This is a genomic window from Heyndrickxia vini, from assembly GCF_016772275.1.
GTDB lineage: Bacteria > Bacillota > Bacilli > Bacillales > Bacillaceae_C > Heyndrickxia > Heyndrickxia vini.
In genome coordinates this window covers 2,297,037-2,323,522 of record NZ_CP065425.1, presented here as the reverse complement: position 1 = coordinate 2,323,522, position 26,486 = coordinate 2,297,037, and the positions used below count along the sequence as shown (strand labels likewise).

Genomic DNA, 26,486 nt, shown 5'->3' with positions numbered 1-26,486 from the left:
AGTCACCATCCTTCTATACGTCCAATTTTTTCTATTTCTTTTATTATAACTCGAATAGTGATATAAATACATCGGACAAAAAATGGTTCTTCATGAAATGTATGAAAATTTTCAAAGTTGAATAGTTCAGAACATAATTATGCCTTATTGCTTAAGGCATTAAAATCAGCCATACTTGGATTGCCCATGTAATGACCGCCCTCGACTTGAATCGTTTGTCCAGTGATAAATTTCGATTCATCAGATGCTAAAAATAAAACGGTATAGCCGATATCTTCCGGTTCTCCGTGGTAGGGTAAAGCGTTATATTTCTCAAAAATATTTAAAACTGCAGGTGGTAAATTCTTTTTAGCAGCGGGAGTTAATATAAGACCTGGTGCAACTGCATTACACCTAATATTATCTTTGCCGTATTGAGAGGCAATATATCGAGTTAAATTAACAACTGCCGCTTTTGAAGCCCCATAAGCAGAACGCAAAGAATCACCCGCAAATCCAGCCATAGAGGCAGTATTGATGATCGATCCTCCACCAGCCTTAATCATATGCGGAATGGCGTATCTGCTCCCTAATAGGACACTTTTTACATTAACATTCATCAGGCGATCCCACTCATCCAAATCAATATTTACGACATCTAAATCTTTCTGAAGATTAGTTAACCCGACATTGTTATAAAGAATATGAATGGTACCATATTGTTCAATTGTAAAATCAATTGCTTCCTTAATTGATTCTTGTTTTGAAGCATCTAGAAAAATCCCTACAGCTTCAAAACCTTGCTCTTTAAGATTATTCGCAGCTTTTTTTGCGCCCTCCGTATTATAATCACCAATGACAACCTTTGCTCCTTCTTGTGCTAATAATATTGCCGATGATAAACCAATTCCTGAAGCACCACCAGTTATCAATGCGACTTTATTTTGTACTCTTCCCATATATTTAATCTCCTTATTTAAAAATAAATTTATATATATATTTTAACATTAAACTATTAGATATTGAAATAATTTGAATAGAATATAAATATTTGTAGGTGAGAGTAGTTGCAAATTTCATATTCCTTAAAATTATGTTATCATTTTTTATTAATACTGAAAATTGGAAGGATGGTATCGATGTCGATAGAAAGCGTACAAGCCCATTTTAAGCAATGGAACCGTGAGAAAGATATAATGGAATTTGAAACATCGAGTGCAACCGTTAATCAAGCTGCGGAAACTATCGGTGTCATCCCGGCAAGAATCGCTAAAACGTTGTCGTTTAAAGGTGAGGAAGATGCTGCAATTCTTATCGTTGCCGCCGGAGATGCAAAAATAGACAATAAGAAATTTCGCCAAACCTTTGGCTATAAGGCTCGTATGCTTTCACCAGATGAGGTATTAGAACAAACAGGTCACAAAATCGGTGGTGTTTGCCCATTTGGTTTAAAAAATGATTTACATGTGTTTTTAGATATTTCAATGAAACGGTTTGAAAGTGTTTTCCCCGCTTGTGGCAATGCGAATTCGGCAATTGAATTAACATTAGACGAATTGAATACCTTTTCATCTGCAAAAGATTGGGTAGATGTATGTAAAGGGTGGGAAGAAGCAAAGCAGGAGGATACAGCCTTACATACAAGAATATAAACAAAAACTGAACTAGAAAGTGATTTTCTAGTTTAGTTTTTGTTTTGGGAAATTTCGGAATAATGGTATAGTTATAGAATAGTAGTAGATTTTTAAAGAAAAGAGGAACATAGTATGAATAAAGATTTTTATGTACATAATCGAAAACGTTTATATGAAAAATTGGATGAACAATCGCTTCTTATTTTATTTGCCGGGAATGCACCTCAGAAATCTGCTGATGAAGAATACAAATTCGTTCCTAACCGTAATTTTTATTATTTAACAGGGATTGACGAGCCTAATGTTATTTTTCTAGCTCAGAAAACAAGTGAAAAGGTTGAAGAATATTTATTTATAAAAAAAGCTGATCCAATTATGGAAAAGTGGGTGGGAAAAACGATTTCTAATGAAGAAGCTAAGGATCGTTCCGGAATTGAATCCATTCATTATATCGATGAGTTTGAATCCTTTTTATCAAGAATCTTATTTTCAATCACTGATTCTACTTTATTCCTAGATCTTGAAAGACGAGAATTAGATACTGTCACAACAAAGGCACAGCAATTTGCAGCAAAATGCCGTGTGAATTTCCCTTACGTGCAAATAAAAAATGTCTATCCGGAAATTTGTGAACTTCGCGTATTTAAACAACCACTAGAAATTGAAAAGATTAAAAAAGCAATTGAAATTACACAAAATGGAATAAAAAATTTAATGGGTCATGCAAAAGCGGGGCTAAAAGAGTACCAGTTGGAGGCTTATTTTGATTTTACATTAAAATCAGAAGGTGTAAAGAGCTATGCGTTTAATACGATTGTTGCGAGCGGAAAAAACGGCACAGTCCTACACTATGAAAATAATGATGCAACAGTCGAAGATGGCAATCTTGTGTTACTTGATCTAGGAGCACAGTATGACTATTATAGTGCGGATATTAGCTACACTTTTCCGGTAAATGGCAAATTCACAGATAAACAAAAAATGTATTATGATATCGTTCTAAAAGCTCTACGAGAAACAACTGAGTTGATTAAACCGGGTGTTCCATTCGCTAAGCTTAATGAACATACAAAAAAAGTTTTGGCGGAAGAATGTATTAAAGTTGGGTTAATAAAAGAAGAAAGTGAAATTAGCAAATATTACTATCACGGTGTCAGCCACTTCCTCGGACTTGATACCCATGATGTTGGCAGTTATAAAGATCTAATTATTCAACCTGGAATGGTGTTAACGGTTGAACCGGGACTATATATTGAGGAAGAAGAAATCGGCATCCGCATTGAAGATGATGTGTTAGTAACAGAAGAGGGGAACGAAATACTTTCCAAGGATATCTTCCGTTCCACAGAAGAAATTGAGGAGTTTATGAAGAAATAGAAAAGACTACAAAGGTTCTCTCATTTCATTCGACGTGAGAGAGCTTTTTACTTAAGAATCATAAAATAGATAAATTTTAATCTACGTCCGGTTCCAACTGCTAGCCGTTGAACGAATCCTTAAGGTGTTTCTTCACATTCCCCTCGAAGGTATACCCTTATAGAAAACAAACCTTTCTAAGTAGGAAAAATAATAGTTACTCGCGCTAAGCTTTAATATAACCCATAAAAATCTGTTTAATTAAAGATAACTGAACACTAGGTTCCGGATGATCCTCAATGAAGGGAATCCGTTCAAATAAGGAAAGTTTTCTTGAATATAAACCAAATGCATTAATGACGGAAGCTAAAACATCTTTCGTACGTATATCTGTACGAATCGAGCCGTCCCCCATCCCTTCCTCAATGATTCTAAAAAGTATATCGGCTATTTTTTTTCGAATATCTATGTAATCTTGATAATTTTCAAGTTCTTCAACTGAAGTGGTAGCATAGCTTTCAAATGCTTCAAGTAACTGTGTGCTTTCTAAATTTTCCGGCTGAATATCAAGGATAAAATGATCAAAGAGTTTTTCAATCTTTTCCAGACATGTAATGTTTAATGTCGCTACCGTGTCAAAGATGCACAAATATCTTTCCAATATGCTCACAGCCACAGCCTCAATTAATTTATCTTTTTTAGGAAAGTAACGAAAAACAGTAGCAATACCTAAATTTCCTTCATCCGCAACATCCTGCATGGTTGTTTTTTCAAAGCCTTTTCTGCTGTACACCTGTTCAGCTGCCTTTACTATGCTTTTCTTACGTTTATTTTTTCCTTCCTGTCGCTCTTGTTCCCATCTACTTTGAGGATCCATATTTACACTTCCCTTAAACTTAATACTGTAAAGATGCTAACAAAATAACAATTAACCGTCAATTTTATGCAGCAGATAAACTAGATAATTGTTATTTTTAAATATAAGAATTATAATGTAGCTATGATAATGATAGTGATACTATCATTATTGTTTTTAAACGTAGTTAGAAAAACTACTACTATTACTTTTTTCCCTAAAAATAAAACAATTAAGAGGAGAGATACCAATGGGACGTTTAGCTAACAAAGTAGCAATTATTACAGGAGCTGCTAGTGGACAAGGGGCAGAAGAAGCAAGATTATTTGCAAGTGAAGGTGCGAAAGTTGTAGCTACTGATGTTCAATTTGAATTATTAGAAAATGTAGTGAAAGAAATTAGGGAAAATGGCGGCGAAGCAATTGCAATTAAACATAACGTAACATCAGCAGATGAGTGGAAAACCGTTGTTGATATGGCTGTAAAGGAATATGGAAAGATCGATATTCTTGTAAACAACGCGGGAATTACAGGTCTTATCACTCAAACAATTGAGGATTTAGAAGAATCTACTTGGGATAAGATACTTGAAATTAATACGAAGGGCCCATATTTAGGAATTAAAGCAGTTATTCCTGAAATGAAAAAAGCGGGAGGTGGAAGTATCGTTAATATCTCTTCATTATCAGGTATTAATGGAGTAGGTAACGCTGCATATAATAGCTCGAAAGGCGGACTTAGACTGTTAACGAAAAATGTTGCCCTTGATTATGGGAAATACAATATTCGTGTCAACTCCGTACACCCGGGTACAATCGAAACTCCGATGATTGAAATGTTTACTAGCAATAAGGAAGTAAGAGAAACTACATTAGCAGGTATTCCATTAAATATTCTTGGTCAGCCTTCAGATATTGCATACGGGGTCCTTTATTTAGCGTCTGACGAATCAAGATTTGTTACTGGAATCGAATTGATTATTGACGGTGGGTCAATTTTAGATTAGTAAATTAGCAAACTGTACTCCGCTTTGACAAAGCAAGTATAAACTCAAATATAAAAAGGTGGTTTATTAAAAATAAACTGCCTTTTTGATTTCCGTCTCCCATCCAATCAGAAAAAACCGATGAATTTTTACTTATATATAATGTAATTTTATTAGGTTACCCGCTGATAGGACCTCGAATACGAACCCGAAAACTTTTCATTCACACTTTATTTATTATAAAATGGTAAGACAGATTACTAGTCAATCCGTTCCAGAAAGGAGCGAGCCTAAGTGGAGATAAAATTAAATTTAAAAGCAATTAAAGAACGTTGTGGAACCGTCTCCTATAAAAAAGGAGAAGCTTTTTTTCGTGCAAATAAAGTAAAATTTGACGTTTTGCTCTCGGAGAGATGTGAAGCAACTGTTACAGGAACAGAATATTTCCATGTATTAATAGAAGTAGATAGAAATGGGACTTTTCATTCGACATGCAGCTGCCCGACACTCGCTTCTTTTAATAGGGACTGCCAACATATTGCCGCTGTACTACTTGCGATTTATGAGGATCAACGTAAGGGGAGGATAGAAATATCACATTCATTAGACAATGATTTATCTAGTGATGTACTCAATCTATTCTCCGCCCAACCCAAACGATCAAGTGCGCATCAGCTACATTTTGAAAATCGGCAAATCGTTCCGCTTGAGTTCATCTGCCATCCTATTAAAATTGATGACAACTATTTTTTCGGAATAAAAATAAAAATTGACTTAATTCAGATAGAAAAAATTCGTGATTTTCTTATGAACATAAAAAATGGCCGTTCATGTTTAATATCTAATTCATTTAAGTATGATCCGGCCCTGCATTGTTTTACAAAGGATGCAGATGAAATTCTTCAGCACTTAATCCAGGTGATTTTGGATGAAAAGACATATAATGATCAGGCTCATTCAATCAAAGATAACACGATTCTTATCCCACCATCATCGTGGGAAAGACTCTACCCCTTATTAATAAACACTTCGTTTATAAAAATGGAATACAGTGGAAAGACACATGACCGATTAGTAGTTACCACTGAAAAGCTACCACTACAATTTGAATTAACTGAAAGGGAAGGTAATGGTTTTCTCCTAAAGGTTATTGGAATAAATAATTTAATTGTATTCAATGAGTATAACTTTGTTTTAGTTGATGGGAAATTACATTCGCTGAAAAGCGAGGAAAGTAAACGCATCTCAGATTTAAAACAAATGTTGGAAGAATCAGGAACAAACCAAATAACTTTCTCTGAAAATCAGTTTCAATTATTTTTAGAAAAAGTTGCACCTAGTTTGAAAAAATTAGGGGAAATTCGTGTCAATGGAAATTTAGTTGATCAATTTAAAAAAGCACCTTTGCATGCAAAGTTATATTTGGATCGTATTAGAAACCGATTACTTGCGGGGGTGGAATTTCACTATGAACATATGGTGATCAATCCATTGGAAAATAGAAGTCAATTAGCTGGTACAGCAATCATTAGGGATGAAGAAAAAGAAGAGGAAATTTTACAATTGATGGAGGCAAGCTCATTTACAAAAACTGATGAGGGTTATTTTTTACATAATGAAGAATTGGAATATGAATTTCTGTATCATACTTTGCCAAAATTGCAAAAGCTTGTTCAAGTGTATGCAACAACCGCTGTGAGGAATCGAATATCAAAAAAAAGCACACCGCTGAAAATTCGTGTTCGACTAAAGAAAGAGCGTACAAATTGGTTGGAATTTACGTTTGAAATGGATGGAATTCCGGAGGGGCAGATTCGAGATATTCTTCAGGCACTTGAGGAAAAACGTAAGTATTATCGCCTGCGAGATGGTTCATTACTATCGTTAGAAACGAGAGAAATGAAAGAAATTCACCGTTTTCTTCATGCCGTACCCGTACAAAATGAAGATTGGGAGAAGAGCTTGGACCTTCCACTTATAAAGGCTATTCCATATCTAGATGGTGTAGAAGATCGTTCCATGTTTATGGTTGAAGAATCATTTCGAACATTTTTGGATACAATTCAACATCCGCAAGAAATAGAAGCGGAAGTTCCTAACAGGTTAAAAGGTGTGTTGCGAGAATACCAAGAAGTCGGCTACAAATGGATGAAAACACTTGCTAGTTTTGGTTTTGGGGGGATTCTTGCAGATGATATGGGCCTTGGAAAAACATTGCAAAGTATTGCTTTTATTCTATCCGTTATACCTGAAGTTCGTAAAAATACAAAGCCTATATTAATTATCTGTCCATCATCTGTTACATATAATTGGCTAAGTGAATGCATGAAATTTGCCCCTGAGATACAGGCAGTTGTCGTTGATGGCAATAAAACTGAACGAAGTGCCATACAAAAGGATTTGAAGAATTTAGATGTATTGATTACCTCATATCCTTTGCTTCGCCAAGATGTTAAATGGTATGAGAAGCAATTCTTTCATACTGTTTTTTTTGATGAAGCACAAGCTTTTAAAAATCCAGTGACCCAAACGGCCAGGGCGGTAAAAAAAGTACAAGCGGATCATCGATTTGCATTGACAGGGACACCTGTAGAGAATTCATTAGAAGAGCTATGGTCCATTTTTCATATTGTGTTCCCTGAACTATTTTTAGGACTAAAAGAATATAGTAACTTAACGAGAAAAACCATATCCCGTAGGATTCGTCCATTCCTGCTAAGAAGGTTAAAATCTGATGTTCTTTCCGAACTTCCAGAAAAAATAGAATCAACAGATTCCATCGAATTGCTTCCGGAGCAAAAGAAATTATATGCTGCTTATTTAGCAAAACTAAGGCATGACACATTAAAACATCTAGATAAGGACACCTTACGTAAAAATAAAATTAGAATTCTCGCGGGTTTGACCCGGTTACGACAAATTTGTTGCCACCCGGCACTATTTGTAGAGGGTTATAAGGGGAGTTCAGCGAAATTTTTGCAGCTAATGCAGATTATTGACGAAGCGAAAGAGTCGGGAAGAAGAGTATTGATTTTTTCACAATTTACGAAAATGCTTGAGCTTATCGGAAAAGAATTACTCATGCAGGGTCTGCCATTTTTTTACCTAGATGGACAAACACCTTCTGAGGAACGAATTGAAATTTGCAATCGTTTTAATCACGGAGAACGTGATTTATTCCTAATTTCGTTAAAAGCAGGAGGCACTGGCCTTAATTTAACTGGGGCGGATACAGTTATTCTTTACGATACTTGGTGGAACCCGGCAGTTGAAGCACAGGCTGCGGATCGTGCATACCGAATCGGTCAACAAAATACGGTTCAAGTCGTTAAACTAGTTGCCCGTGGCACGATTGAAGAAAAAATGAACGAGCTCCAAGAAAAGAAGAAAAATCTTATCGGAGAAATTATTGATGAAAAAACATCTACATCACTAACTGAAGAGGATATTCGTGAAATTTTAATGGTATAACGTAATGTTATTATGTAAATCGAATGAAATTACCTCCTTTTATTTTAATTAAAATGTTCTAAAAATATTGAATCTATAATTCGAATATATTAGAATATTTATAACACTGAAATAAAAGGAGGCAATAATGAAATTATACTCACCTCAACCAATTGAAACGATCAATTTAGTAGTCGAATCGTCACCTGTTTGGGAAGTTATTCTTGGTATTTCCGGTTACACACATGTAAAAATGAGGCATACATTTGATTTAAACGAAAAATGGATGATCGAAAAGGAAACGATGTCAGAAACACTCATCCATTATTTGGACATGATTGAGGAAACTAATTTTTGGTTCGGACTAATTATGCTGCAAAATAAACTATCAGCAGCATCAATTCGAGATTTTTCGAACGGTCTTTCTGCTATGTCACCGGAAAATTTTTATGAAACCTTATTACCTTATCATAATCGTTCAACTGAACCGCAGCGAAAAATGGCTGCGAATGACTATAAAAAAATTGAATTATTTAATCAGTATGCAAAAATTTTTAATGAACATGAGTTTTTAGAAGGGTACATAAGAAATCTTGGAAAACACACGTATCGTGAACTTTGTGATTTACTAACACAAACATTGTTCTCTTGGTTTGAATGGATTAGCCAAAAGGATGAGTGGAAGAAATGGAATAAAGCCCTTGCCTATGAGGTAAAAATGCATCAAATTTTAGATAAACAAAATCCCATCGAAGAGATAGAAAGGATCACATCAGGTGTAAAATATCATCCTGAATCGAATATCGCAAACGTTAAGTTAATCCCACATGTTTCTTATCGGCCATGGGTCTTACAACAACGGACATTTGATACGAAGCTCTTTTTCTATCCTATCAAAGATGCATATTTGTTCGAACCGGGTGAACCGGGATCCGATCTCGTTCGTGGTCACAAGGCATTAGGTGATGAAGTCCGTTTAAGACTACTTTATCAACTAGTTAACTCCTCTATGTCACTTCAAGAAATAAGTAAACAATTGAATATGTCAAAAACGACCTTACATCACCACTTATCTTTGTTAAAAGCAGCCAAGTTTATTACTGTCGAAAAAGGAATTTATTCAGTGAATATGGCGCAAATAAAAAGCTTTTCTGGAGGAATATTACAATTCCTAGGTATGGAACTGTGAAAAAATTTTCTACTTCGTTTAAAGCACTTTGGATTGGAGAAATTGTATCGGAATTCGGCGGTGCGGCCGGCGGCATCATTAATGGCTTGTTTTTATATGAGCTAACTGGCTCTAGGGAATGGATGGGTGCAATGTGGCTCGTTTATTTTATTCCTTCTTTGATAATTCAAGGACTAAGTTCGCCATTTCTAAATCATGTTGTGAAAGAAAAAATTCTTAGGAATATTCAACTTTTTCGGGCGTGTGCCTATTTACTTCCTATAATTGGCTATGAAATTGGAACTGATTTAGGTACAATGATTGGATTAATCACTTTACAATGTGTCTTAGGATTAGTACAACCGATTTATGCAAGTCTATCATTTTCAATTCTTCCCGATCTTTGTAGGGAAGACGAACTTATAGAAGCAAATGGGATGTTAGATGGAACGATAAGAGTAATGAGTTTTCTTGCACCAGGATTGACCTCATTGCTGTTAATAATCATCCCAATGCATTATATTTATTTTCTTTCTACCTGCATGTTTTTTATTAGCTTTTTATCCTTATCGAAGATTCGTCCACAATGTATAATTCAAATAAACAAATGGAAAAAGAAATTTTGGTGGTCAGAGGTGAAGGAAGGATATCGAACGTTATTTAATTATCCGAAACTCATTCAATTTACGCTTCTATCATCCATTGTACAATTTGCTGTCGGAGCAACAATGGTTATCAATATTCCATTTATCCGAAGTGAATTACATGGACAATACTGGGAATACGCAATTTTTTCAGGTTCATTTCCAATTGGTTATGCAATTGGCATACTCCTTCTTTCCAAGCTTCCAAAGTCTGTTCACATGATGTATATAGGAATAATCGGGGGTGGGTTCTCATTTGTTTTATTATTTTTTGTCGATTCAATCCCGCTTGCATGGTTTTGTGAATTGTTCGGAGGAATTCTTTTTCCTATTTTCAATGCCCAAAGCGCACCTATTTTTCAAATGGAAGCTCCTCGAGAACGCCTTTCACAATTGAGTGCTGTTCGATTACTATTTATCCGTGTGACCATGCCATTAGGTATCGTGTTTGCCTCTACAAACTTCTTTGACCTTAATATTAGGCAAACTTATTTAACTATCGGATTGCTTATTTTTCTTCCTGGAATCGTTTACTTTATTATAAGCAACGGGAAACCAAAGGGACTAGAAAGAAAATCACAAAAACTTAGTTGATTAATATTAAGGCAGAATCTTGTTTTATTCAAGAATATACAGAAAGAAGTAAGTCAGTGAAAGGGGATTTTTGAAATGCGGAGTAGAGTTATTCATCCATTTATCTATTTTTTCATGGAGCCAAATGTCGTTTTTGTTTATAAAATCGTATCCGATCGTTATTTAAGTTTAAGTGAATTACATAAAACTGGGGAATGGAAAACATATGAGCTAAATACTGATGAAGAATTTGATTCGTTCAATCATAAAGAAAGTGATCCCCTTATTGGAAGAGGCTATCTAATATCGCAAACAGATGAAGTTGAAATGCTAGATAGAATAAACAAGCAAATACAAAAGCTGCGTCATCTCAAAAGAAAAGAAGAAATAATTCCCGTCCATATTGTTAGCTTCGAACATGCTGCAGGCTGCCTGAGACATACACTCGAAAATCCGAAAAAAGTAATAGGTTTTCCAGGGTCCTTTTCTATCGGACCTATATGGAAGTTAGAAAAAAAGTCAGGGCAAAGATATCGTAATGTATGGTTGAATGATCATATAAATTTTGATTCTGATGATTATTATTATGAAACTTCGTTTAATAATGCAGTCCGTGAAATCGAAGACATATCAAATAAAAATCCAATCTATATTTGGTATGCAAATAATGCTGAGGAACAAACTGGACTTCGATTTTTGATTCACTTATTGAAAAATAAACCGAATCCTATTTTTCTTTTGAATTCATCTAAAATATATGATTCAATGATACAACTAGAAGGGGATGAGCAAATTGTTACATATACAAGTGACCTTCAACCTGAACATATAAGACAAATATTTGAATTACATAAAGCAGCAAACCCACTTTCGGATGTAGAGAGATGTATAATTCAAAAAGAGTGGGAACATATTTCACAATCAAAATCAGAACTACGTCTATATGAAAATAATGAATTATTCGATGCCCAAAAAGAGTATTTTGATTTGTTAATTGTCGAAACGCTTAAAAATCTCCATTACAATCAAGATATAAAGGATTTTATCCCTACAGGTGAACTAATCTGGGGGATCATCGAGAAAGACGCATTAATAGACCAACTTTATTTAGAATATAGGATTAGAGAACTAATATATAATGGAACACTTGAAATAAAGGGAATTCCTAAATCGATGAGACATTATCGGGTTAAACTAAGGCGAGATAGATAGAAGTACAGTAATTTACAATTGCTGCACTTCATCTAGTTCATAGTGATGCGAATGTTTCTTTGATAAAAATATCAGGTATCAATGAATATTTTTATCAACATACTTCCCATAGTCAGGTACAGCTACTTCATCAAAATTACGAACGAGACTAGCTAACCCCTTTGATAAAGTTTCTCCGGTAACTGGTTGACCATGCCCTGTAATAGCAACAGAAGGGTTTAGTGCTTGTAGTTTTGTCACCGATTTCTTTGCTTCATTCCAATCAGTAGTTAAATACCTCGGTGGTCCACATATTTCCTCTTTTTGGGTAAAAACCTTAATAAGTGAATCTTGTTTCACGGTAATAAATGCGTCACCAGCAATGAGTGACCGATCTTCTTCCCTAAAAAATGATACATGTCCCGGTGAATGTCCAGGTGTATGGATCCATTGAAAATTTGGCATTTGGGGTACTGTTCCATCAGCAGGAAGTTGATTCACTTTGCTCCCTAAATTTATCGGTTCATTTGGAAACAGGGGAGACATTTTGGCAATCATCCCGCCTTCAACAGTAGGATCAGGTTCGGGATAACTTCTTTCTCCTTTAAGGTAGGGTAATTCGAGTTCATGTGCATACACAGGAACATCCCAATGTTTGACTAACTCAATAATAGCTCCAACATGATCGAAATGACCATGTGTTAGTATTATTGCTTTAGGACGACTATTTTCTCCAAATCGCTCATTTGTTATCGAAATAATTTCATGTGCAGAATGAGGCATCCCCGCATCAACTAAAACAAAATGATCAGCATTTCCAACTAAAATAATATTTACAATTTGGATTGTATGACAATATAGATCAGGTAATACTTCAATCCCCATACCACTTCCAATTGATGTAGCAGGGATATATTTATAATCACTTCCGTAGTTCATATCTTTTTCCATTAGTGTCAGCTCCTTACGTTTCTAAAGACTAGTATTTCTATTATGTAGATCCTTCATTAAAATTTATTTCCAATTTGGTTCGTATTACTTTGAAATTGACTAAAATTAAAAGGTATTTAGTTTTAAATGGAGAAATAGAACAATGATAGCCTTTTGAAAGGGGAGCGAACGCAATGAATGGAAAAGATATAGAAAACCTTAAAAAGTCCATGAAGGAAATTGTCAATGAGTCTATAGGAAAATTGCGAAATTACTTAAGCTTACCGACTGTTTCAGCACAGCATAAAGCGATTCCAGAAACAGTAGAATATGTCGTTAAGATGATTAAAGAAATTCATGGGGAAGTGAAAGTATTAGATGACCTTGGAGGGAATCCAGTCGTATATGGATTTTTTAAGGCAAGGAAGCAGGAAGATTCAACGAAGACTCTTCTATTTTATAATCATTATGATGTTCAACCTCCAGAACCATTAAATGAATGGAATACAAATCCGTTTGAACCAACGATCATTGACGGAAAGTTATATGCACGTGGAGTAGCTGATAATAAAGGGGATCTCGTTGCGAGATTAACAGCCATTCGTATTTTACAAAATTCAGAAGGTGGATTACCGTGTAATGTTAAATTCCTAATCGAAGGGGAAGAAGAAATCGGAAGTCCACATTTAGCTCCTTATCTTGAGAAATACCGCGACTTATTCCAAGCAGATGCTTGTATATGGGAATTCGGTGGCAAGGATGTCAAAAATAGAATTAACATGGTAGCGGGAATTAAAGGAATGGCATATATGGAGCTAACGAGTATTGGAGCGGATATTGATATGCATTCCTCATTAGGTGCTTATGTTGATAATGCAGCATGGAGACTTGTTCATGCATTAAGTACGATGAAAAATAATCACAATGAAATCGTAGTTAATGGATTTTTTGATGGCATCGAAGAACCTACTGATAGTGAGAAACAGATTGTTTCAGCTTTGCCGTTTGATGAAGAAGCGATTAAGCGTATCTATGGACTAAAGCGGCCGCTAATTACTACAGCTAAAGGTGTTGATCCGCGAATTGCTATGGTATTTTATCCGACAATGACAATTTGCGGATTAGAAAGCGGATATACTGGGGAAGGTGCGAAGACAGTACTGCCTAAATCCGCAAAGGCAAAAATCGATTGTCGACTTGTTCCAGGACAAGATCCGGAGCATATCCTTGAATGTATTAAAAATCATTTAATAAATCATGGATTTCATGATATTGATGCCAAGTTAATAAATGGACAAAAAGCCTATCGATCAGACTATAACCACCCTTTTATTGATCACGTCATTCAAACTGCTGAGGAAGTTTATGAAAATGAAGTGGTTCTAGCTCCAAATGCAGCAGGAACTGGGCCAATGTACATTTTTGGTGAACAATTACAGCTTCCAATCGTGAGTACGGGTGTCGGCTGGGCTGAATCAAAAGCACATGCACCGAATGAATCCATTCGTATGAAAGATTTTGAAGATGGGATTGTACATATCGCACATATGCTAAACGGATTTAATCATGCATTAAAACGGGACAATGATTCTGTGTCCTTATGAGGAAAGGAATGAGGAAATGAAAAGGATAAGTGTCATTGGTGCAGGAACGATGGGAAGAGGAATTGCTTATGCAGCAGCTGTGGCAGGATTTCCTACCATTTTAAATGATATAAGCGATGAAAATTTAACAAAAGCAAAGGATTACATTGAGAATACACTTGAAACAAGTGTTAAAAAAGGATTTATCTCTAAAACGACGTGCGATGATGCATTGCAAAATATTAGCTACTTAAGCGATTTTTCGAAAAGCGTCAAAGAGGCAGATCTTGTCATTGAAGCAGTGTTTGAATTAATGGAGTTGAAAATTGAAACGTTTAAAAAGTTAGACGAGGTGTGTCCTGCACATACAATCTTAGCAACGAATACGTCTACAATGAGTCCAACCGAAATAGCTGCGCAAACAAGTAGACCGGATCAATGCGTAGCCATGCATTTTTTTAATCCTGTTCATAAAATGAAATTAATCGAAGTGGTAAAAGGATTAGATACATCGGATGATACAGTTGAAAAAGTATTAGAAGTGGGACGGAAAATGGGAAAAGAGTGTGTGGAAGTTAATGAATTCCCTGGTTTTGTTACAAGCAGGATGAATTGCTTAATTGGCAATGAGGCAATGAACATGTTAATGGAGGGAGTAGCCTCAGCGGAGGATATTGACAAAGCGATTAAGCTTGGATTAAATCATCCGATGGGTCCCCTCGAACTGGCAGATTTAGTTGGTCTAGATTCCAGGCTAAAAAACATGAACTATTTATACGAAACTTTAGGCGAAAAGTATCGGCCATCACCATTGCTAACAAAATATGTCAAGGCCGGCCGCCTTGGAAGGAAGTCAGGCAGGGGATTTTATACGTATACTAAGTAGGTGGCTGTATAAAAAAGGGGAACTAGTATGACAGATATTCTGAAAGAAACGAAAAGATGTCCCATTTGTGGCGAAAATAATCAATGTTGTTATTCCGAAGATGCTTCAAGTATTTGTTGGTGCAGTGAAGAAGTTTTTCCTAAAGAGATATTTGAACTTGTTCCAGTCGATCTTTTAAAAAGAACTTGTATTTGTAAAAATTGTTTATCGGCGTTTATAAGGGAAAAATAAGTAAGTGTTGTGTCTATATTTTTGAAGGGAAATTAAAAACGATAAAGGTATTGGATTTTACTCCAATACCTTTATCGTTTCTATCATGTTCCTTTTTGTCTTTTCTAATTTAGTCTCTTCTTCAATGTGGGTTTCTCCGACTTCTATATAGAAGTCTGCAAAGTTTTGTCCTTCATACCTTGGTATAACGTGCATATGAAAATGTGTTAATTCATCAAAAACCCCACCGTTTTGGCATACAGTAATTCCATCTGGATGAAACAATTTTTTTATAGCTTTTGATATAATCTTTGATGCATTGATTAACGAGTTTGCGGTATTTTCGTCTAGTTCATCAAAGTAACGAATATGTTTTTTTGGCAATATCAGTACATGTCCTTCGTTATAAGGATAGTGGTCTAATATACAGCAAACATATTCGTCTTCAAATACTACATTGACAGTCTCTTTTTTATTTGCTAATTTACAACCTAAACAGTTCATTTAGGCACCCTCCCTTCGACTTCATTTCATATATAAAATTATATATTCACTTTTCAAACTGTGGAAAAATAAATTATCACTTTGATAACATAAGCCTTCTAAGAAATGACCTAGTTGTTTAAATTTAGCAAGTCTATATTGTTATCATTACTTGAGAAAAGAATTTTTTTGCTCTTGGAGGAAATACACTTTGGGTAAGAATCCATGTCCAAATCCATTCATCTTTCTTTTTACCTATTCCACCGCTGAAGAGATCACCTACTGATATCATTTCATAAGGTAACCCCTTTATAAAATAGGAAAGATTTGTATCTAGTGTGCTTACAACAATAATAGGGCCGTTTAGATTTGTGACTTCAAATACGGATTCGATTGTTTCGTGACATTTATCAAGCTTTTGGTGATGTTTTTTTATTTCTAATTGTGGATTCCAATCTTTGTGGTGAATACGTGGGTATTGGTCTATAAAGAGGCGATTTAATAAGTGCTCACATTTTATAAGTTCTTCACTGGATTCTTCAATAATTTTATCAACCAATGGTTTAAATGAACTACCGTATTTTTTATCAAGTTTTCGTGTGAATTTTTTTAGTTCTACTAGGAATTGTTCGACTTCTTTTTCTTTAGGGGTAATTTTAATACGGAAAGGGTAAAAACTAAACAGAAGCTCTTCCCAAAAAGTTGGTTCACAGTTGATCCAAGAGGAGGGACAATCATCTTCTAAATACTCTGTTAGGTACTTGCCTAAAATAGTGAGAAATTCATTGCGGGAATGGCTAGTTGGTCTTTCTTGTTTGTATTCGATTAAATCATCAATATAGAATGCAAATAATCCTCGATACCGTAAATTAAATTGGGAACTAATTTCAATTTTCTTTATAAACTCTTTTCGTTCATCTAAACCCGAAAAGTGCTTCATTTGTACCCTAATTTGAGGAGCACAGCAATCATCTTTCGGTTTACCACTTCCACATTCACAAAATACAAATTTCTTCATCATACAACACCTTTCTATTGGAAAATTTAAGAGGAGATTTTACTAGTCTAGCAGAGGGGAATACTAGCTGTTTATATTATAACAGAATATTTCTAATATACAAATATCCTGTTATATAATTTTCACTTAGCTGATTTCATTCATTAGTTTAGGCAGTTTTCGGTATATATCAATAATGTCCTCTAACTTCATCCTTACTAGTCCACTTGAAGAGGGTGCGACAAAGTCAATCGTTCCGATGACAACTGATTCATTTTGGCGGCCCCAAGGAATAGATTTCTTTTTACTATATTGTTGGTACACGCCCTTACCAACAAAGCAAACAATTTTTGGACGAAATTTGGTGATTTTCTGCTTTAATATCACTCTACCTTGATCGTATTCATCTTTCGTTATTTCATCGGCTGCTTTCGTTGGTCTTGCAACGATATTGGTCATACCATATCCTAACTCCAGTAACTTATAATCTTCAACAGCTAGAAACTTTCGCGGTGTTAAGCCCGCTTCAAATAATATTTTCCAAAATCGATTATTGGGATTGGCAAAATGATGGCCAGTCTCACCCGAACGAATGCTAGGATTGAAACCAACAAAAAGAATCGATAATTCATTCTGTAAATAGTCAGGAATGGGGTTCATAGTAACCTCCTGTTAAATGAGTATTATTTTATAGTATACCCGTTTCTATATTTGCATCAACCACCTAACGATATTAACAGAATATGAATAGGTAAATAGTAGTCTAGATCCTTAGATGGAACGAATGGTCAGATAATTGACAATATTAAAATGAATACTATAATAAGTTGTATTAAATATAGTATGCTAGAAAAAAGTTTCCTTTTCTAATATTTTCAAAACCGCTCTGAAAGGAGGATCTTGTATCGCAAGGCATTTGAAGTGGTTCGTAATTATATTGTTTTTTATCTTACTAGGTTCCTCCTCTCCAATTCATATATTCGCCGGGCAAAAAACATATAAAATAGCAGGAGAAAGTGCATTGCCTCCTTTTTCGTATGAAAATGAACAAGGAAAATTGTCTGGATTAACAATCGATTTAATGAATAAAGTCGCTAATGAAAATGGAGTTCATTTTAAATACATTCCAATGGAGATCCATGAAGCCGAGAAAGCATTAAAAAAAGGAAAAATTGATGCGATAGCGGGAATAACATACAGCACGGAAAAAGATCGAGAATTTGATTTTTCCATTCCTTATTTTACTATGTCGAATTCATTGATTGTTCCTGCATCCAATCAAAACAAGGTAAAAGGTATTGCTGATATAAGGGACTTACATGTGGTATTAGAAAATAATTCTCCTGTGCTTAGTACATTATTAAATATGAGAAATACGAATCTCACATTAACGACAAATGAATTTTCGGGTCTATTAACACTAATTCAAGGACGGGCCGATGTTTTTGTCGGCAATAAATGGACGACATCCTTCTATTTAAAAAAGTGGAAGCAAGAAAAAAACTACGTCATTCGCGATGAAGTGATTGAACCGGCAGATTATACGATTGCTGTTAAGGAAGGAAATCACTTTCTCCTTTCAATGATTAATAAATCCCTTACTGATTTAAAAGCTAAAGGGGAAGTAAATATTTTAGTAGATGCATGGTTAAGACCTCAAAATGAGGATGTGATTGTTAAATTAAAACAATTTATATATTTTTTAGTTTTATTTATGTCCATCGGAGTGTTAATCTTTTTTGCTATTTACATATGGAATCAACGGTTAAAAAAGGCAGTAAATGCCCAAACCCGTAAGTTGCTTCACCTAAATGAAGATCTTAAAAGACAACGTCAAAGTAATGCAGATAGTAATGCATTTAAAGAACAAATTCTAAATAATATCGACACGGGTATTATAACTTTTGAAATGGACCGAACAATATCCAGCTGCAACAAACGTGCATTAGAAATTCTCGACATAACTTCTACGCTAAATTATAGACTGCAAGATTCTCCTATTTATACAAAGCTATTTGAAAATAATCCCTTTAAGCAACTTTCTCAACAAGGGGATGGGGCAATATTTCATACTTTAGAAACAAACGATGAAGGAAAAAGAAAGGTCATTTATTACTCGATGCATAAAATGTTTGATTCTATGGAAAATGAGATTGGCTATTTACTATCAATTAATGATGAAACTGAAAAAAAGAAACTCGAGCAAAAATTACTAACACAAGAAAAACTGCATGCGCTTGGACAGTTGGTAGCGGGTGTAGCCCATGAAATTCGGAATCCATTAACATCAATAAAAACGTTCATTGACCTGCTGCCAAGTAAGTATGACCGACCACAATTTCGTGAAGTTCTTATGAAACATTTACCTGCAGAGGTAAATAGATTAAATATGATCGTAACAGATTTAATTGAATATGCTCGTCCGCGTCCTCCGAACATCCAATCTTGTTCAGCATATGAACTTACGTCATTGTTAGCGTTTTTACAAGTTACCATGAATAAATATGATATTGAATTTGAACAAACGATAGAACAGGGTCTTATTTTTTTTATTGATCCCCAACAAATTCGTCAGGTCCTTCTCAATCTATTATTAAATGCGATTCATGCAGTTGAAAAGACGAATGAAAAAAAGATTAAAATCATAATGGAAAAGAAGAATAGTAAAAAGGGGAGAATTTTGATTATTGATACAGGCAAAGGAATGAGTCAGGACGAAATAAATCATATATTTGAACCCTTTTATACTAGCAAGGAAAAGGGAGTAGGGTTAGGCCTAACATTATCTTATAATCTTATAAAAGAGAATAAGGGGGATATTCAAGTTACGAGTATTCCTGCACAAGGTACGAAATTTACGGTAGTATTGCCTTTATTTATCGAATAAAAAGGTCGAAGCAACGCTAGATGATTGAATTTCTATTTAATTATCATTATTGTGGAGGAGGAATTTCGAAAATGAAGCCCAATGTTCTAGTCATTGATGATGAGCAAGCGATTTGTACCTCGCTCAGCTTTGCCCTTGAAAATGATTATCAAGTTATGACTGCCACGGATCCCGAAAAAGGTTTAATGATAATGGATCAAAGCCAAGTTGATATTATTTTGCTAGATCTTCGAATAGGCAGCTACAATGGGCTGGACGTACTACAAAAAATAAAACAAAAAGATGCAACTGTTACTGTTATTATCATGACTGCCTATGCAACAATCGAAACATCGATTGAAGCAATTAAAAAAGGTGCTTATTATTATATTGAAAAACCGATTAATATTGAAGAACTATCGTTGCTTTTACTAAGGGCATCAGAGTTTTTGTTTATGTCTCAACAAGTTGAAACTCTTAATGAGGAGTTGGAGTCAAGACGAAATTCAGATTGCTTTTTAGGGAAAAGTAAAGCAATGAAACAAGTATTTTCAATGATTGAAAGGATAAAGGATATTGATTCCAGTGTTTTAATTACCGGAGAAAGTGGGTCCGGAAAGGAATTAGTTGCAAAGCGCATTCATAATACAGGAAAACGAAAAAATGGTCCATTAGAAATATTGAATTGCGCAGCCATTCCAGAAGCTTTGCTTGAATCGGAATTATTTGGATATGAAAAGGGTGCTTTTACCGGTGCTACCCAAAGTAAAAAGGGGAAATGGGTAGCGGCAAATGGAGGGACATTATTCCTTGATGAAATCAGTGAAATGCCTTTAGCACTGCAAGCTAAATTATTGCGTGTTATTCAAGAGCGCGAAGTGACCCCATTAGGCTCGAATCGAAAAATTAATTTAGACGTACGCATCATAAGTGCGGCCAATAAAAATATTGAACAAATGATTACTGAGGGTACGTTTCGAGAGGATTTATATTTTCGATTGAATGTAATACCGATAAAAACACCACCGTTAAGAGAGAGAACGGAAGATTTGCCATTATTGATTGATTATTTTTTGAAAAAATATTGTAGGGAAATGAATAAGGAAAAGAAATCATTGTCAACAAGTGCTCGTAGACTTCTATTAGGCTATCAATATCCCGGAAATGTTCGTGAATTAGGGAATATTATTGAATATGCTGTAGCGCTTTCTATTCATAATGAAATTGATGAAGATGATTTACCATATTATGTACAAGAACAAAGAAAAACGGCTTTAAATTGTTCTGCTAATAATGAGGACATCATCCATATCCCGCTTGGACTTCCGATGAAGAAAATAGAAAAAATAGTGATTGGTGAATCCCTCCGCTATTGCGGGAACCATAGACAGAAAACCGCTCAAATTTTACAAATTTCTGAGAGAAGTCTTCGGGATAAAATTAAACAATATGAAATTGATACACATGTTAATGTGTAAAAATAAAAACGGCAAAATTTTCTGGATTAATCGGCAAATTTTGCCGTTATTATTTTTACGTTTCCATCTGCCGGTGTAAGCGTATACATTTTTTAGTTTATAGAAAGTTGGCATGAAAATTGCATTTATTCTTTTAAGTATAAAGGAGGACCATCATTGAAATTAGGAACACGTTTATGCATTGTGATTGTATCAATCATTTTACTCTTTGGGTGTACTAATGATAATCAGGAACAGTCAACTAAAGGCCCTGCGCCGGCAAAGAAATTGGCAAGCGTTCAGCCAACATTATTAATCGCTACGGGTGATATGTCTGGAGTTTACTTTCTTTTAGGTAAAGCATTGGCAAACTTATATGAAAAATATAATGGTGACGCAACAGGGACTCAAGTGACGAAAGCTTCAATCCATAATACCAAACTAGTAAGTCAAAAGCGTGCTGAACTTGGCTTCAGTACAGTCGATGCTTTAACTTTACCTGAAACAAAAAAGTTAAAACTTCGTGCATTGACTGGTCTTTATTCTAACTACATTCAAATTGTAACAACTGAGAAAAGTAATATTCATTCCTTATGGGACTTACGCAATAAACGAGTTAGCGTGGGTACAGTCGGGAGTGGAACAAAGCTTATGTCAGAACGTGTATTGAAAGCTGCTAATCTAGTAAGTAATGAAATGGATATTTCTTATCTTTCATTTACACAATCTGCTGACGCCCTTAGGACCGGAACAATTGACGCTGCCTTCTTTTCATCCGGGTTACCAAACCCTGAAATTTCCGATTTAGCTGCTGAGATGGATATATCGCTTATTTCAATTCCAAAAAAGGTTGCCGATGTACTTCATAATCAGTATGAATTCTATGATCGGGATAAAATTAATGCCCGAACATATAAAGGGGTCGCAGAAAATACGGAAACGATATCAGTGAAAAATGTACTGTTAACTTATGCTGATATGCCAGATCAAGTAGCGTATCAACTAGTAAAAACGTTTTATAAACATTTACCAGAACTAAAAAAGGTCCACCCAGCTGTTTTGTCTATTCACCCCGAAGACGCAATGCAAGGGATTCCCTTACAATTTCATCCTGGTGCACTCCAATATTTAAATGAAATCAAGCAATAATTCAAATCCGTTTAATAAAAAAGGAGATCAATGTTTATGAAAAAACTAATTTCTTTACTGTCCATTCTCTTATTATTGTCTTTATCAGCCTGTGGAAACCCAACCCCAAAGAAGGCTGGAGAAACAGCTAAAGCAAGCGGAACCGAAAAAGGAGGAAAAACGATTACAATAGCTGGAAATGGCGGTGTAATTGAGAAGGCGATTCGCGATGTCATAGCCCCAAAATATAAAAAAGAAACGGGTATCACCGTGAATTACCTACCAGGGTTATCTGGTGAAATTTTATCGAAAGTAGAATTACAAAAAAGTGCACCACAAATCGATATTGCCTTTTTTGTTCCGGTAGATGTTCAACGAGCGATGGAAAAAGGACTGACGGAGACTATAAATGATTCCAATGTTCCAAATATGAAAAATGTGAAACCAAACTTTGTTTCAGTAGAAGGCGCGGCAGCACCGGTTTTTGGACTAGTCATTTCACCGGCTTATAATACAGAATCCTTTAAAAAGAATAATTTAAAGCCAATCCAATCATGGAATGATCTCGCATCAGCGGATTATAAAGGGAAAACAGCCTTCGCCGATATCTCAAATGACTGGGGATTCAATACACTATATGGGCTTGCACTAGCAAACAATGGAAGTGTAGATAATATGGAGCCTGGTCTAGAAAAAGCGAAAGAACTTGCCGGTTACTCATCCACATTTTATAAAAATTCGACACAAATGATGCCAGCTATTCAACAAGGTGCTGCTGATGTCACCGTTATGGGAAGTTATGCAGTTGGCGAGCTTGCTCTATCAGGTATTCCAATTAAGCTTGCTGTTCCAAAAGAAGGTGTACCGCTTCAAGCATTTAGTGCGGCACTTGTGAAAAATAGTCCACATAATGAAGATGCAATAAATTTCATTAATTATTTGATCAGTGAAGATTCACAAGCTTTAATTGCAGATAAAGGATTTTACCCGGTTGTCGAGGGTGTTGAATTACCAGAAAAGTATGAAGAATCAATCGGACTAAAGGATACAGATAAAACATTCAAACCTGATTTTGCAAAATTTGCGGAAGTGCGTGCAGAATGGTCGGATCGATGGGCGAAAGAAGTTACACCAAAACTTAGTACTTTACTTAAATAAAAGCTTTGTTCATTTAATTCGTGAGGGGGAGAATTGCTTTTAAGCAATAAAGAAGGCAATTCGAACCCGCGTAATTTATTTATAAATTGAGTAACATTGGAGGGATAAAACACCTATGAGTACGGTTAAAAATGATGTGGAAATAAAAGGTGCAATTAAGCAATTCGGTCCTAACGTAGTTCTAAATGGAATTGATTTAGAAGTGAAGCAAGGGGAGTTACTAACATTACTTGGCCCTTCCGGGTGTGGGAAAACGACCACTTTAAATTTAATTGCCGGATTTCTGGAAGCAGATCAAGGTGATGTATATATTAAAGGCAAAAAAGTAACCAAAATACCACCTTATAAACGGGATCTAGGTATGGTGTTTCAAACGTATTCTTTATTTCCTCATATGACAGTATATGAGAATTTAAGCTTTGGGTTGAAATTAAGAAAAGTTGCTAAGGAAGCACAAAAAAAGAAAATTGCAAGGGCGCTCGAACTTGTTAAAATGTCTGGGCTTGAACATCGCTATCCGAGGGAATTATCAGGTGGACAACGACAACGTGTAGCGATTTCTCGTGCGCTAGTTGTTGAGCCAGAGTTACTACTTCTTGATGAACCTTTGTCTAATCTTGATGCAAAGTTAAGACATGAATTAAGAACAGAAATTAAACGCTTGCAAAAAGAGATTGGTGTAACAACCATTTTTGTTACACATGACCAGGAAGAAGCTCTTTCAATGTCAGATCGAGTTGTTGTAATGAATGCAGGGAAAATTGAACAAATCAGTACACCAACTTCAATATACGATCATCCTGAATCAGAATTCGTTTTTCAATTTATTGGTAAATCAAACTCGCTTATGGGAAAGGTTGTGGCGATGGATAATCAAAACATATCAGTGAAAGTGGGCGAGATGATTACTAATGCAAAAAAAGCGAATATGATGGGGGAGGATCGCTCTTTAAAAATGGGAGATGAGGTGAAGCTATATATTCGTCCTGAAAATGTCCAAATTGCTTCAACTCAAGAACGATCATCATCAATGATAGAATATCATAAAGCTGAAATTAGCCAACTAAATTATCTCGGCACATCATGGGAAATAGCTGTTTCTTTATTTGGAGAATCTGTTCAAATATTAACGAATTCGTATGACCCATCATGGCAGTATGGAAGCGAGGTATATATTAAATGGAACCCGTCCGACATCATGCTGATCAAGAAATAAATAAACCAGCAAAATTAAAAGTAGAAAGAAAAACATCAAAAATCAAAAAAAGAAAAGGTTGGATTCCGGGGCTGCTTCTTCTCGTTCCGATTCTATTATTTATTTTTGGTTTCTTTATTGTACCTATGTTGTACATTTTGTATTTAAGCTTCATTTCGACTGATAATTTGAACAGTGCAGATGCCGTTTACAGCTTGAAAAATTATATTGAGTTGTTTACCGACAGCTATTATTTGTCTTCTTTATCGCTTACAGTAAAAATCAGCTTTTACTCAGTTATTGTTGCCCTTTTACTTGGTTATCCCATTGCATTAACAATGGCAAAAAGTTCGCCGCGAGTTAGAGGATATATTACTTTACTCATTGCTTCACCCCTTTTAGTAAGCATTGTTGTACGTAATTTTGGATGGTATTTATTATTATTACCGAATGGCACAATTAATCAATTGTTGATAAATTTGGGCATTATTAACACTCCTCTTAAACTATTATTTTCAGAGCTTGGTGTTGTTATTGGTCTATCGAATGCCTATTTACCATTTATGGTTCTAGCGATTGTAACAAGTTTGTATAATATTGATCCTTCATTAGAAAAAGCGGGAGCGATTCTTGGTGCCAGTCCACTGCGAAGCTTTTTTTCGATTACACTTCCACTTAGCTTACCGGGTGTTGTTTCCGGTTGTGTTCTTGTCTTTAGTTTGTCAATGAGTGCATATGTAACCCCAGCATTAATGGGAGGGGCGAATGTTCCTGTTATGCCGGTAGTTTTATATGATCAAATTAATAATTTGTTGAAATGGACATTTGGTTCTGCTTTATCATATGTTCTTCTGGCGACAACACTTCTTTTAGTCTTGGTGTTTACTCGTTCAATAGAAAAGAGCAAGTTTAAGGAGGTATTTCGATGATGAATGCATTGGGCAAGCTAAGAGTTTCCCTAGCAGTCATAGGGATTATTTATATCTTAATCCCATTAATTGTTGTCATACCTGCTTCCTTTACAAGTGCAAATTTTCCAAGTTTTCCTGCAGAAGGGTTTTCGCTTCAATGGTATTCCAAAATTTTAGAGCGACCTGAATTTATGGAGGCCTTCTTTAATAGTGTACAATTTGCTTTTCTAGCGGCGTTTTTCTCTGTTTTATTCGGAACATTAGGTGCGATCGGTATTGCAAAATATGAAATACCTGGAAAGGCGTATATAACGTCAATCTTGACCGCTCCTCTAAGTGTACCCCAGCTAGTATTAGGGATTGCACTGCTTGTTTATTTTACGCCATTGTTGCTTTCCGGTACGTCTACTGGATTTTTAATTGCTCACATTATTATCTGTATTCCGTATGTTATTCGACTGGTGCTGACTGGTTTAAGCGGCTTTGACTATAATTTGGAACGAGCAGCGGCGATTCTAGGTGCGAATCCTATCGTTGTGTTTTGGAAAGTGACACTTCCATTGATTCGTCCTGCAATTATTTCGGGTGGGTTATTTGCATTTCTTACATCATTTGATAATGTAACCGTTTCATTGTTTATGATTTCTCCAGAGATGAGAACACTCCCGATTGAGATTTTTTCAACGATGCAGGATGCTTATAATCCAATTGTTGCTTCTGTTTCAACAGTGGTGATCTTAATTTCAGTAATTTTAATTATCATCCTTGAAAAACTTCAAGGAGTTGGTAATGTGTTCGGAGGATCGAATCATACAAGTGGGTAATAGTGTTAACGTGAAGTTAATT

At 35.3% G+C, this 26,486-nt stretch carries 23 protein-coding genes; 17 read left to right on the top strand and 6 right to left on the bottom strand.

The window, feature by feature from the left end:
• Nucleotides 1–137 precede the first annotated feature (137 nt).
• Nucleotides 138–938 (bottom strand): SDR family NAD(P)-dependent oxidoreductase, encoded by an 801-nt coding sequence (locus tag I5776_RS11635; protein ID WP_202776579.1) that lies wholly within the window; start codon nt 936–938, stop codon nt 138–140.
• Between the two features lie 180 nt (nt 939–1,118).
• Here I5776_RS11635 and I5776_RS11630 point away from each other — a divergent pair, with 180 nt between their 5' ends.
• Together I5776_RS11630 and I5776_RS11625 are read left to right on the top strand one after the other, a co-directional pair.
• On the top strand, nt 1,119–1,631 hold the full coding sequence (locus I5776_RS11630) for a YbaK/EbsC family protein (protein ID WP_202776578.1): 513 nt from the start codon (nt 1,119–1,121) through the stop codon (nt 1,629–1,631).
• Nucleotides 1,632–1,745: 114 nt separating this feature from the next.
• Nucleotides 1,746–2,990, top strand: coding sequence for an aminopeptidase P family protein (locus tag I5776_RS11625; protein WP_202776577.1), 1,245 nt, complete (start codon nt 1,746–1,748; stop codon nt 2,988–2,990).
• A 205-nt stretch (nt 2,991–3,195) separates the two neighbouring features.
• On the opposite strand, the gene I5776_RS11620 is transcribed toward I5776_RS11625, so the two are convergent.
• A complete protein-coding gene (locus tag I5776_RS11620) occupies nt 3,196–3,846 on the bottom strand; it encodes a TetR/AcrR family transcriptional regulator (RefSeq protein WP_202776576.1) in 651 nt (216 codons plus the stop codon).
• A gap of 229 nt (nt 3,847–4,075) precedes the next feature.
• Here I5776_RS11620 and I5776_RS11615 point away from each other — a divergent pair, with 229 nt between their 5' ends.
• The 5 genes from I5776_RS11615 to I5776_RS11595 all read left to right on the top strand — a co-directional run bounded on the left by I5776_RS11615 (nt 4,076) and on the right by I5776_RS11595 (nt 11,857).
• Nucleotides 4,076–4,831, top strand: coding sequence for an SDR family NAD(P)-dependent oxidoreductase (locus tag I5776_RS11615; protein ID WP_202776575.1), 756 nt, complete (start codon nt 4,076–4,078; stop codon nt 4,829–4,831).
• Between the two features lie 273 nt (nt 4,832–5,104).
• Entirely contained in the window at nt 5,105–8,281 is a 3,177-nt protein-coding gene (locus I5776_RS11610) for a DEAD/DEAH box helicase (protein WP_202776574.1), read from the top strand.
• 127 nt (nt 8,282–8,408) lie between these two features.
• Nucleotides 8,409–9,449, top strand: a complete 1,041-nt coding sequence (locus I5776_RS11605; protein WP_202776573.1) for a winged helix-turn-helix domain-containing protein — start codon at nt 8,409–8,411, stop codon at nt 9,447–9,449.
• The gene (locus tag I5776_RS11600; RefSeq protein WP_202776572.1) at nt 9,446–10,666 is read left to right on the top strand and encodes an MFS transporter; all 1,221 of its coding nucleotides are present in this window, start codon (nt 9,446–9,448) and stop codon (nt 10,664–10,666) included. Before I5776_RS11605 ends, I5776_RS11600 begins: the two co-directional genes overlap by 4 nt.
• A gap of 75 nt (nt 10,667–10,741) precedes the next feature.
• A complete protein-coding gene (locus tag I5776_RS11595) occupies nt 10,742–11,857 on the top strand; it encodes a DUF1835 domain-containing protein (protein WP_202776571.1) in 1,116 nt (371 codons plus the stop codon).
• A gap of 78 nt (nt 11,858–11,935) precedes the next feature.
• Here the strand turns inward: I5776_RS11595 and I5776_RS11590 are convergent, their stop codons facing one another.
• Nucleotides 11,936–12,787 (bottom strand): MBL fold metallo-hydrolase, encoded by an 852-nt coding sequence (locus I5776_RS11590; protein WP_202776570.1) that lies wholly within the window; start codon nt 12,785–12,787, stop codon nt 11,936–11,938.
• A gap of 173 nt (nt 12,788–12,960) precedes the next feature.
• Between I5776_RS11590 and I5776_RS11585 the strand changes: the two genes are divergently transcribed.
• The 3 genes from I5776_RS11585 to I5776_RS11575 are packed head-to-tail and all read left to right on the top strand — an operon-like array spanning nt 12,961 to nt 15,466.
• The gene (locus I5776_RS11585) at nt 12,961–14,370 is read left to right on the top strand and encodes a M20/M25/M40 family metallo-hydrolase (RefSeq protein WP_202776569.1); all 1,410 of its coding nucleotides are present in this window, start codon (nt 12,961–12,963) and stop codon (nt 14,368–14,370) included.
• A 16-nt stretch (nt 14,371–14,386) separates the two neighbouring features.
• The gene (locus I5776_RS11580) at nt 14,387–15,235 is read left to right on the top strand and encodes a 3-hydroxyacyl-CoA dehydrogenase (RefSeq protein ID WP_202776568.1); all 849 of its coding nucleotides are present in this window, start codon (nt 14,387–14,389) and stop codon (nt 15,233–15,235) included.
• Between the two features lie 27 nt (nt 15,236–15,262).
• Nucleotides 15,263–15,466 (top strand): cysteine-rich CWC family protein, encoded by a 204-nt coding sequence (locus I5776_RS11575; RefSeq protein ID WP_202776567.1) that lies wholly within the window; start codon nt 15,263–15,265, stop codon nt 15,464–15,466.
• A gap of 57 nt (nt 15,467–15,523) precedes the next feature.
• Here the strand turns inward: I5776_RS11575 and I5776_RS11570 are convergent, their stop codons facing one another.
• From I5776_RS11570 to I5776_RS11560, 3 genes are all read right to left on the bottom strand, one after another.
• A complete protein-coding gene (locus I5776_RS11570) occupies nt 15,524–15,949 on the bottom strand; it encodes an HIT family protein (RefSeq protein WP_202776566.1) in 426 nt (141 codons plus the stop codon).
• A gap of 133 nt (nt 15,950–16,082) precedes the next feature.
• A complete protein-coding gene (locus I5776_RS11565) occupies nt 16,083–16,946 on the bottom strand; it encodes a hypothetical protein (RefSeq protein WP_202776565.1) in 864 nt (287 codons plus the stop codon).
• Nucleotides 16,947–17,072: 126 nt separating this feature from the next.
• Nucleotides 17,073–17,585 (bottom strand): mismatch-specific DNA-glycosylase, encoded by a 513-nt coding sequence (locus I5776_RS11560; protein WP_202776564.1) that lies wholly within the window; start codon nt 17,583–17,585, stop codon nt 17,073–17,075.
• Nucleotides 17,586–17,841: 256 nt separating this feature from the next.
• On the opposite strand from I5776_RS11560, the gene I5776_RS11555 reads away from it, so the two are divergent.
• The 7 genes from I5776_RS11555 (at nt 17,842) to I5776_RS11525 (ending at nt 26,464) form a co-directional block, all read left to right on the top strand.
• On the top strand, nt 17,842–19,812 hold the full coding sequence (locus I5776_RS11555) for a transporter substrate-binding domain-containing protein (RefSeq protein WP_202776563.1): 1,971 nt from the start codon (nt 17,842–17,844) through the stop codon (nt 19,810–19,812).
• Nucleotides 19,813–19,883: 71 nt separating this feature from the next.
• Nucleotides 19,884–21,269: a sigma-54-dependent transcriptional regulator gene (locus I5776_RS11550; protein WP_202776562.1), complete on the top strand. Its 1,386-nt coding sequence runs from the start codon at nt 19,884–19,886 to the stop codon at nt 21,267–21,269.
• Between the two features lie 156 nt (nt 21,270–21,425).
• Nucleotides 21,426–22,397: a TAXI family TRAP transporter solute-binding subunit gene (locus tag I5776_RS11545; protein ID WP_202776561.1), complete on the top strand. Its 972-nt coding sequence runs from the start codon at nt 21,426–21,428 to the stop codon at nt 22,395–22,397.
• A 36-nt stretch (nt 22,398–22,433) separates the two neighbouring features.
• Nucleotides 22,434–23,534 carry an ABC transporter substrate-binding protein gene (locus I5776_RS11540; RefSeq protein ID WP_202776560.1) on the top strand — a complete coding sequence of 367 codons (1,101 nt, stop codon included), beginning with the start codon at nt 22,434–22,436 and terminating at the stop codon, nt 23,532–23,534.
• A gap of 115 nt (nt 23,535–23,649) precedes the next feature.
• A complete protein-coding gene (locus I5776_RS11535; protein WP_202776559.1) occupies nt 23,650–24,750 on the top strand; it encodes an ABC transporter ATP-binding protein in 1,101 nt (366 codons plus the stop codon).
• Entirely contained in the window at nt 24,714–25,658 is a 945-nt protein-coding gene (locus I5776_RS11530; RefSeq protein WP_202776558.1) for an ABC transporter permease, read from the top strand. Before I5776_RS11535 ends, I5776_RS11530 begins: the two co-directional genes overlap by 37 nt.
• The gene (locus I5776_RS11525; protein WP_202780778.1) at nt 25,658–26,464 is read left to right on the top strand and encodes an ABC transporter permease; all 807 of its coding nucleotides are present in this window, start codon (nt 25,658–25,660) and stop codon (nt 26,462–26,464) included. Before I5776_RS11530 ends, I5776_RS11525 begins: the two co-directional genes overlap by 1 nt.
• The last annotated feature ends 22 nt before the right edge of the window (nt 26,465–26,486 follow it).

Coding starts and splice junctions, on each gene's coding strand:
- I5776_RS11535 (WP_202776559.1), top strand. CDS start 23,650: ATGAGTACGGTTAAAAATGATGTGGAAATAAAAGGTGCAATTAAGCAA.
- I5776_RS11630 (WP_202776578.1), top strand. CDS start 1,119: ATGTCGATAGAAAGCGTACAAGCCCATTTTAAGCAATGGAACCGTGAG.
- I5776_RS11530 (WP_202776558.1), top strand. CDS start 24,714: ATGGAACCCGTCCGACATCATGCTGATCAAGAAATAAATAAACCAGCA.
- I5776_RS11565 (WP_202776565.1), bottom strand. CDS start 16,946: ATGAAGAAATTTGTATTTTGTGAATGTGGAAGTGGTAAACCGAAAGAT.
- I5776_RS11575 (WP_202776567.1), top strand. CDS start 15,263: ATGACAGATATTCTGAAAGAAACGAAAAGATGTCCCATTTGTGGCGAA.
- I5776_RS11585 (WP_202776569.1), top strand. CDS start 12,961: ATGAATGGAAAAGATATAGAAAACCTTAAAAAGTCCATGAAGGAAATT.
- I5776_RS11580 (WP_202776568.1), top strand. CDS start 14,387: ATGAAAAGGATAAGTGTCATTGGTGCAGGAACGATGGGAAGAGGAATT.
- I5776_RS11590 (WP_202776570.1), bottom strand. CDS start 12,787: ATGGAAAAAGATATGAACTACGGAAGTGATTATAAATATATCCCTGCT.
- I5776_RS11595 (WP_202776571.1), top strand. CDS start 10,742: ATGCGGAGTAGAGTTATTCATCCATTTATCTATTTTTTCATGGAGCCA.
- I5776_RS11550 (WP_202776562.1), top strand. CDS start 19,884: ATGAAGCCCAATGTTCTAGTCATTGATGATGAGCAAGCGATTTGTACC.
- I5776_RS11615 (WP_202776575.1), top strand. CDS start 4,076: ATGGGACGTTTAGCTAACAAAGTAGCAATTATTACAGGAGCTGCTAGT.
- I5776_RS11560 (WP_202776564.1), bottom strand. CDS start 17,585: ATGAACCCCATTCCTGACTATTTACAGAATGAATTATCGATTCTTTTT.
- I5776_RS11570 (WP_202776566.1), bottom strand. CDS start 15,949: ATGAACTGTTTAGGTTGTAAATTAGCAAATAAAAAAGAGACTGTCAAT.
- I5776_RS11625 (WP_202776577.1), top strand. CDS start 1,746: ATGAATAAAGATTTTTATGTACATAATCGAAAACGTTTATATGAAAAA.
- I5776_RS11525 (WP_202780778.1), top strand. CDS start 25,658: ATGAATGCATTGGGCAAGCTAAGAGTTTCCCTAGCAGTCATAGGGATT.
- I5776_RS11635 (WP_202776579.1), bottom strand. CDS start 938: ATGGGAAGAGTACAAAATAAAGTCGCATTGATAACTGGTGGTGCTTCA.
- I5776_RS11620 (WP_202776576.1), bottom strand. CDS start 3,846: ATGGATCCTCAAAGTAGATGGGAACAAGAGCGACAGGAAGGAAAAAAT.
- I5776_RS11540 (WP_202776560.1), top strand. CDS start 22,434: ATGAAAAAACTAATTTCTTTACTGTCCATTCTCTTATTATTGTCTTTA.
- I5776_RS11605 (WP_202776573.1), top strand. CDS start 8,409: ATGAAATTATACTCACCTCAACCAATTGAAACGATCAATTTAGTAGTC.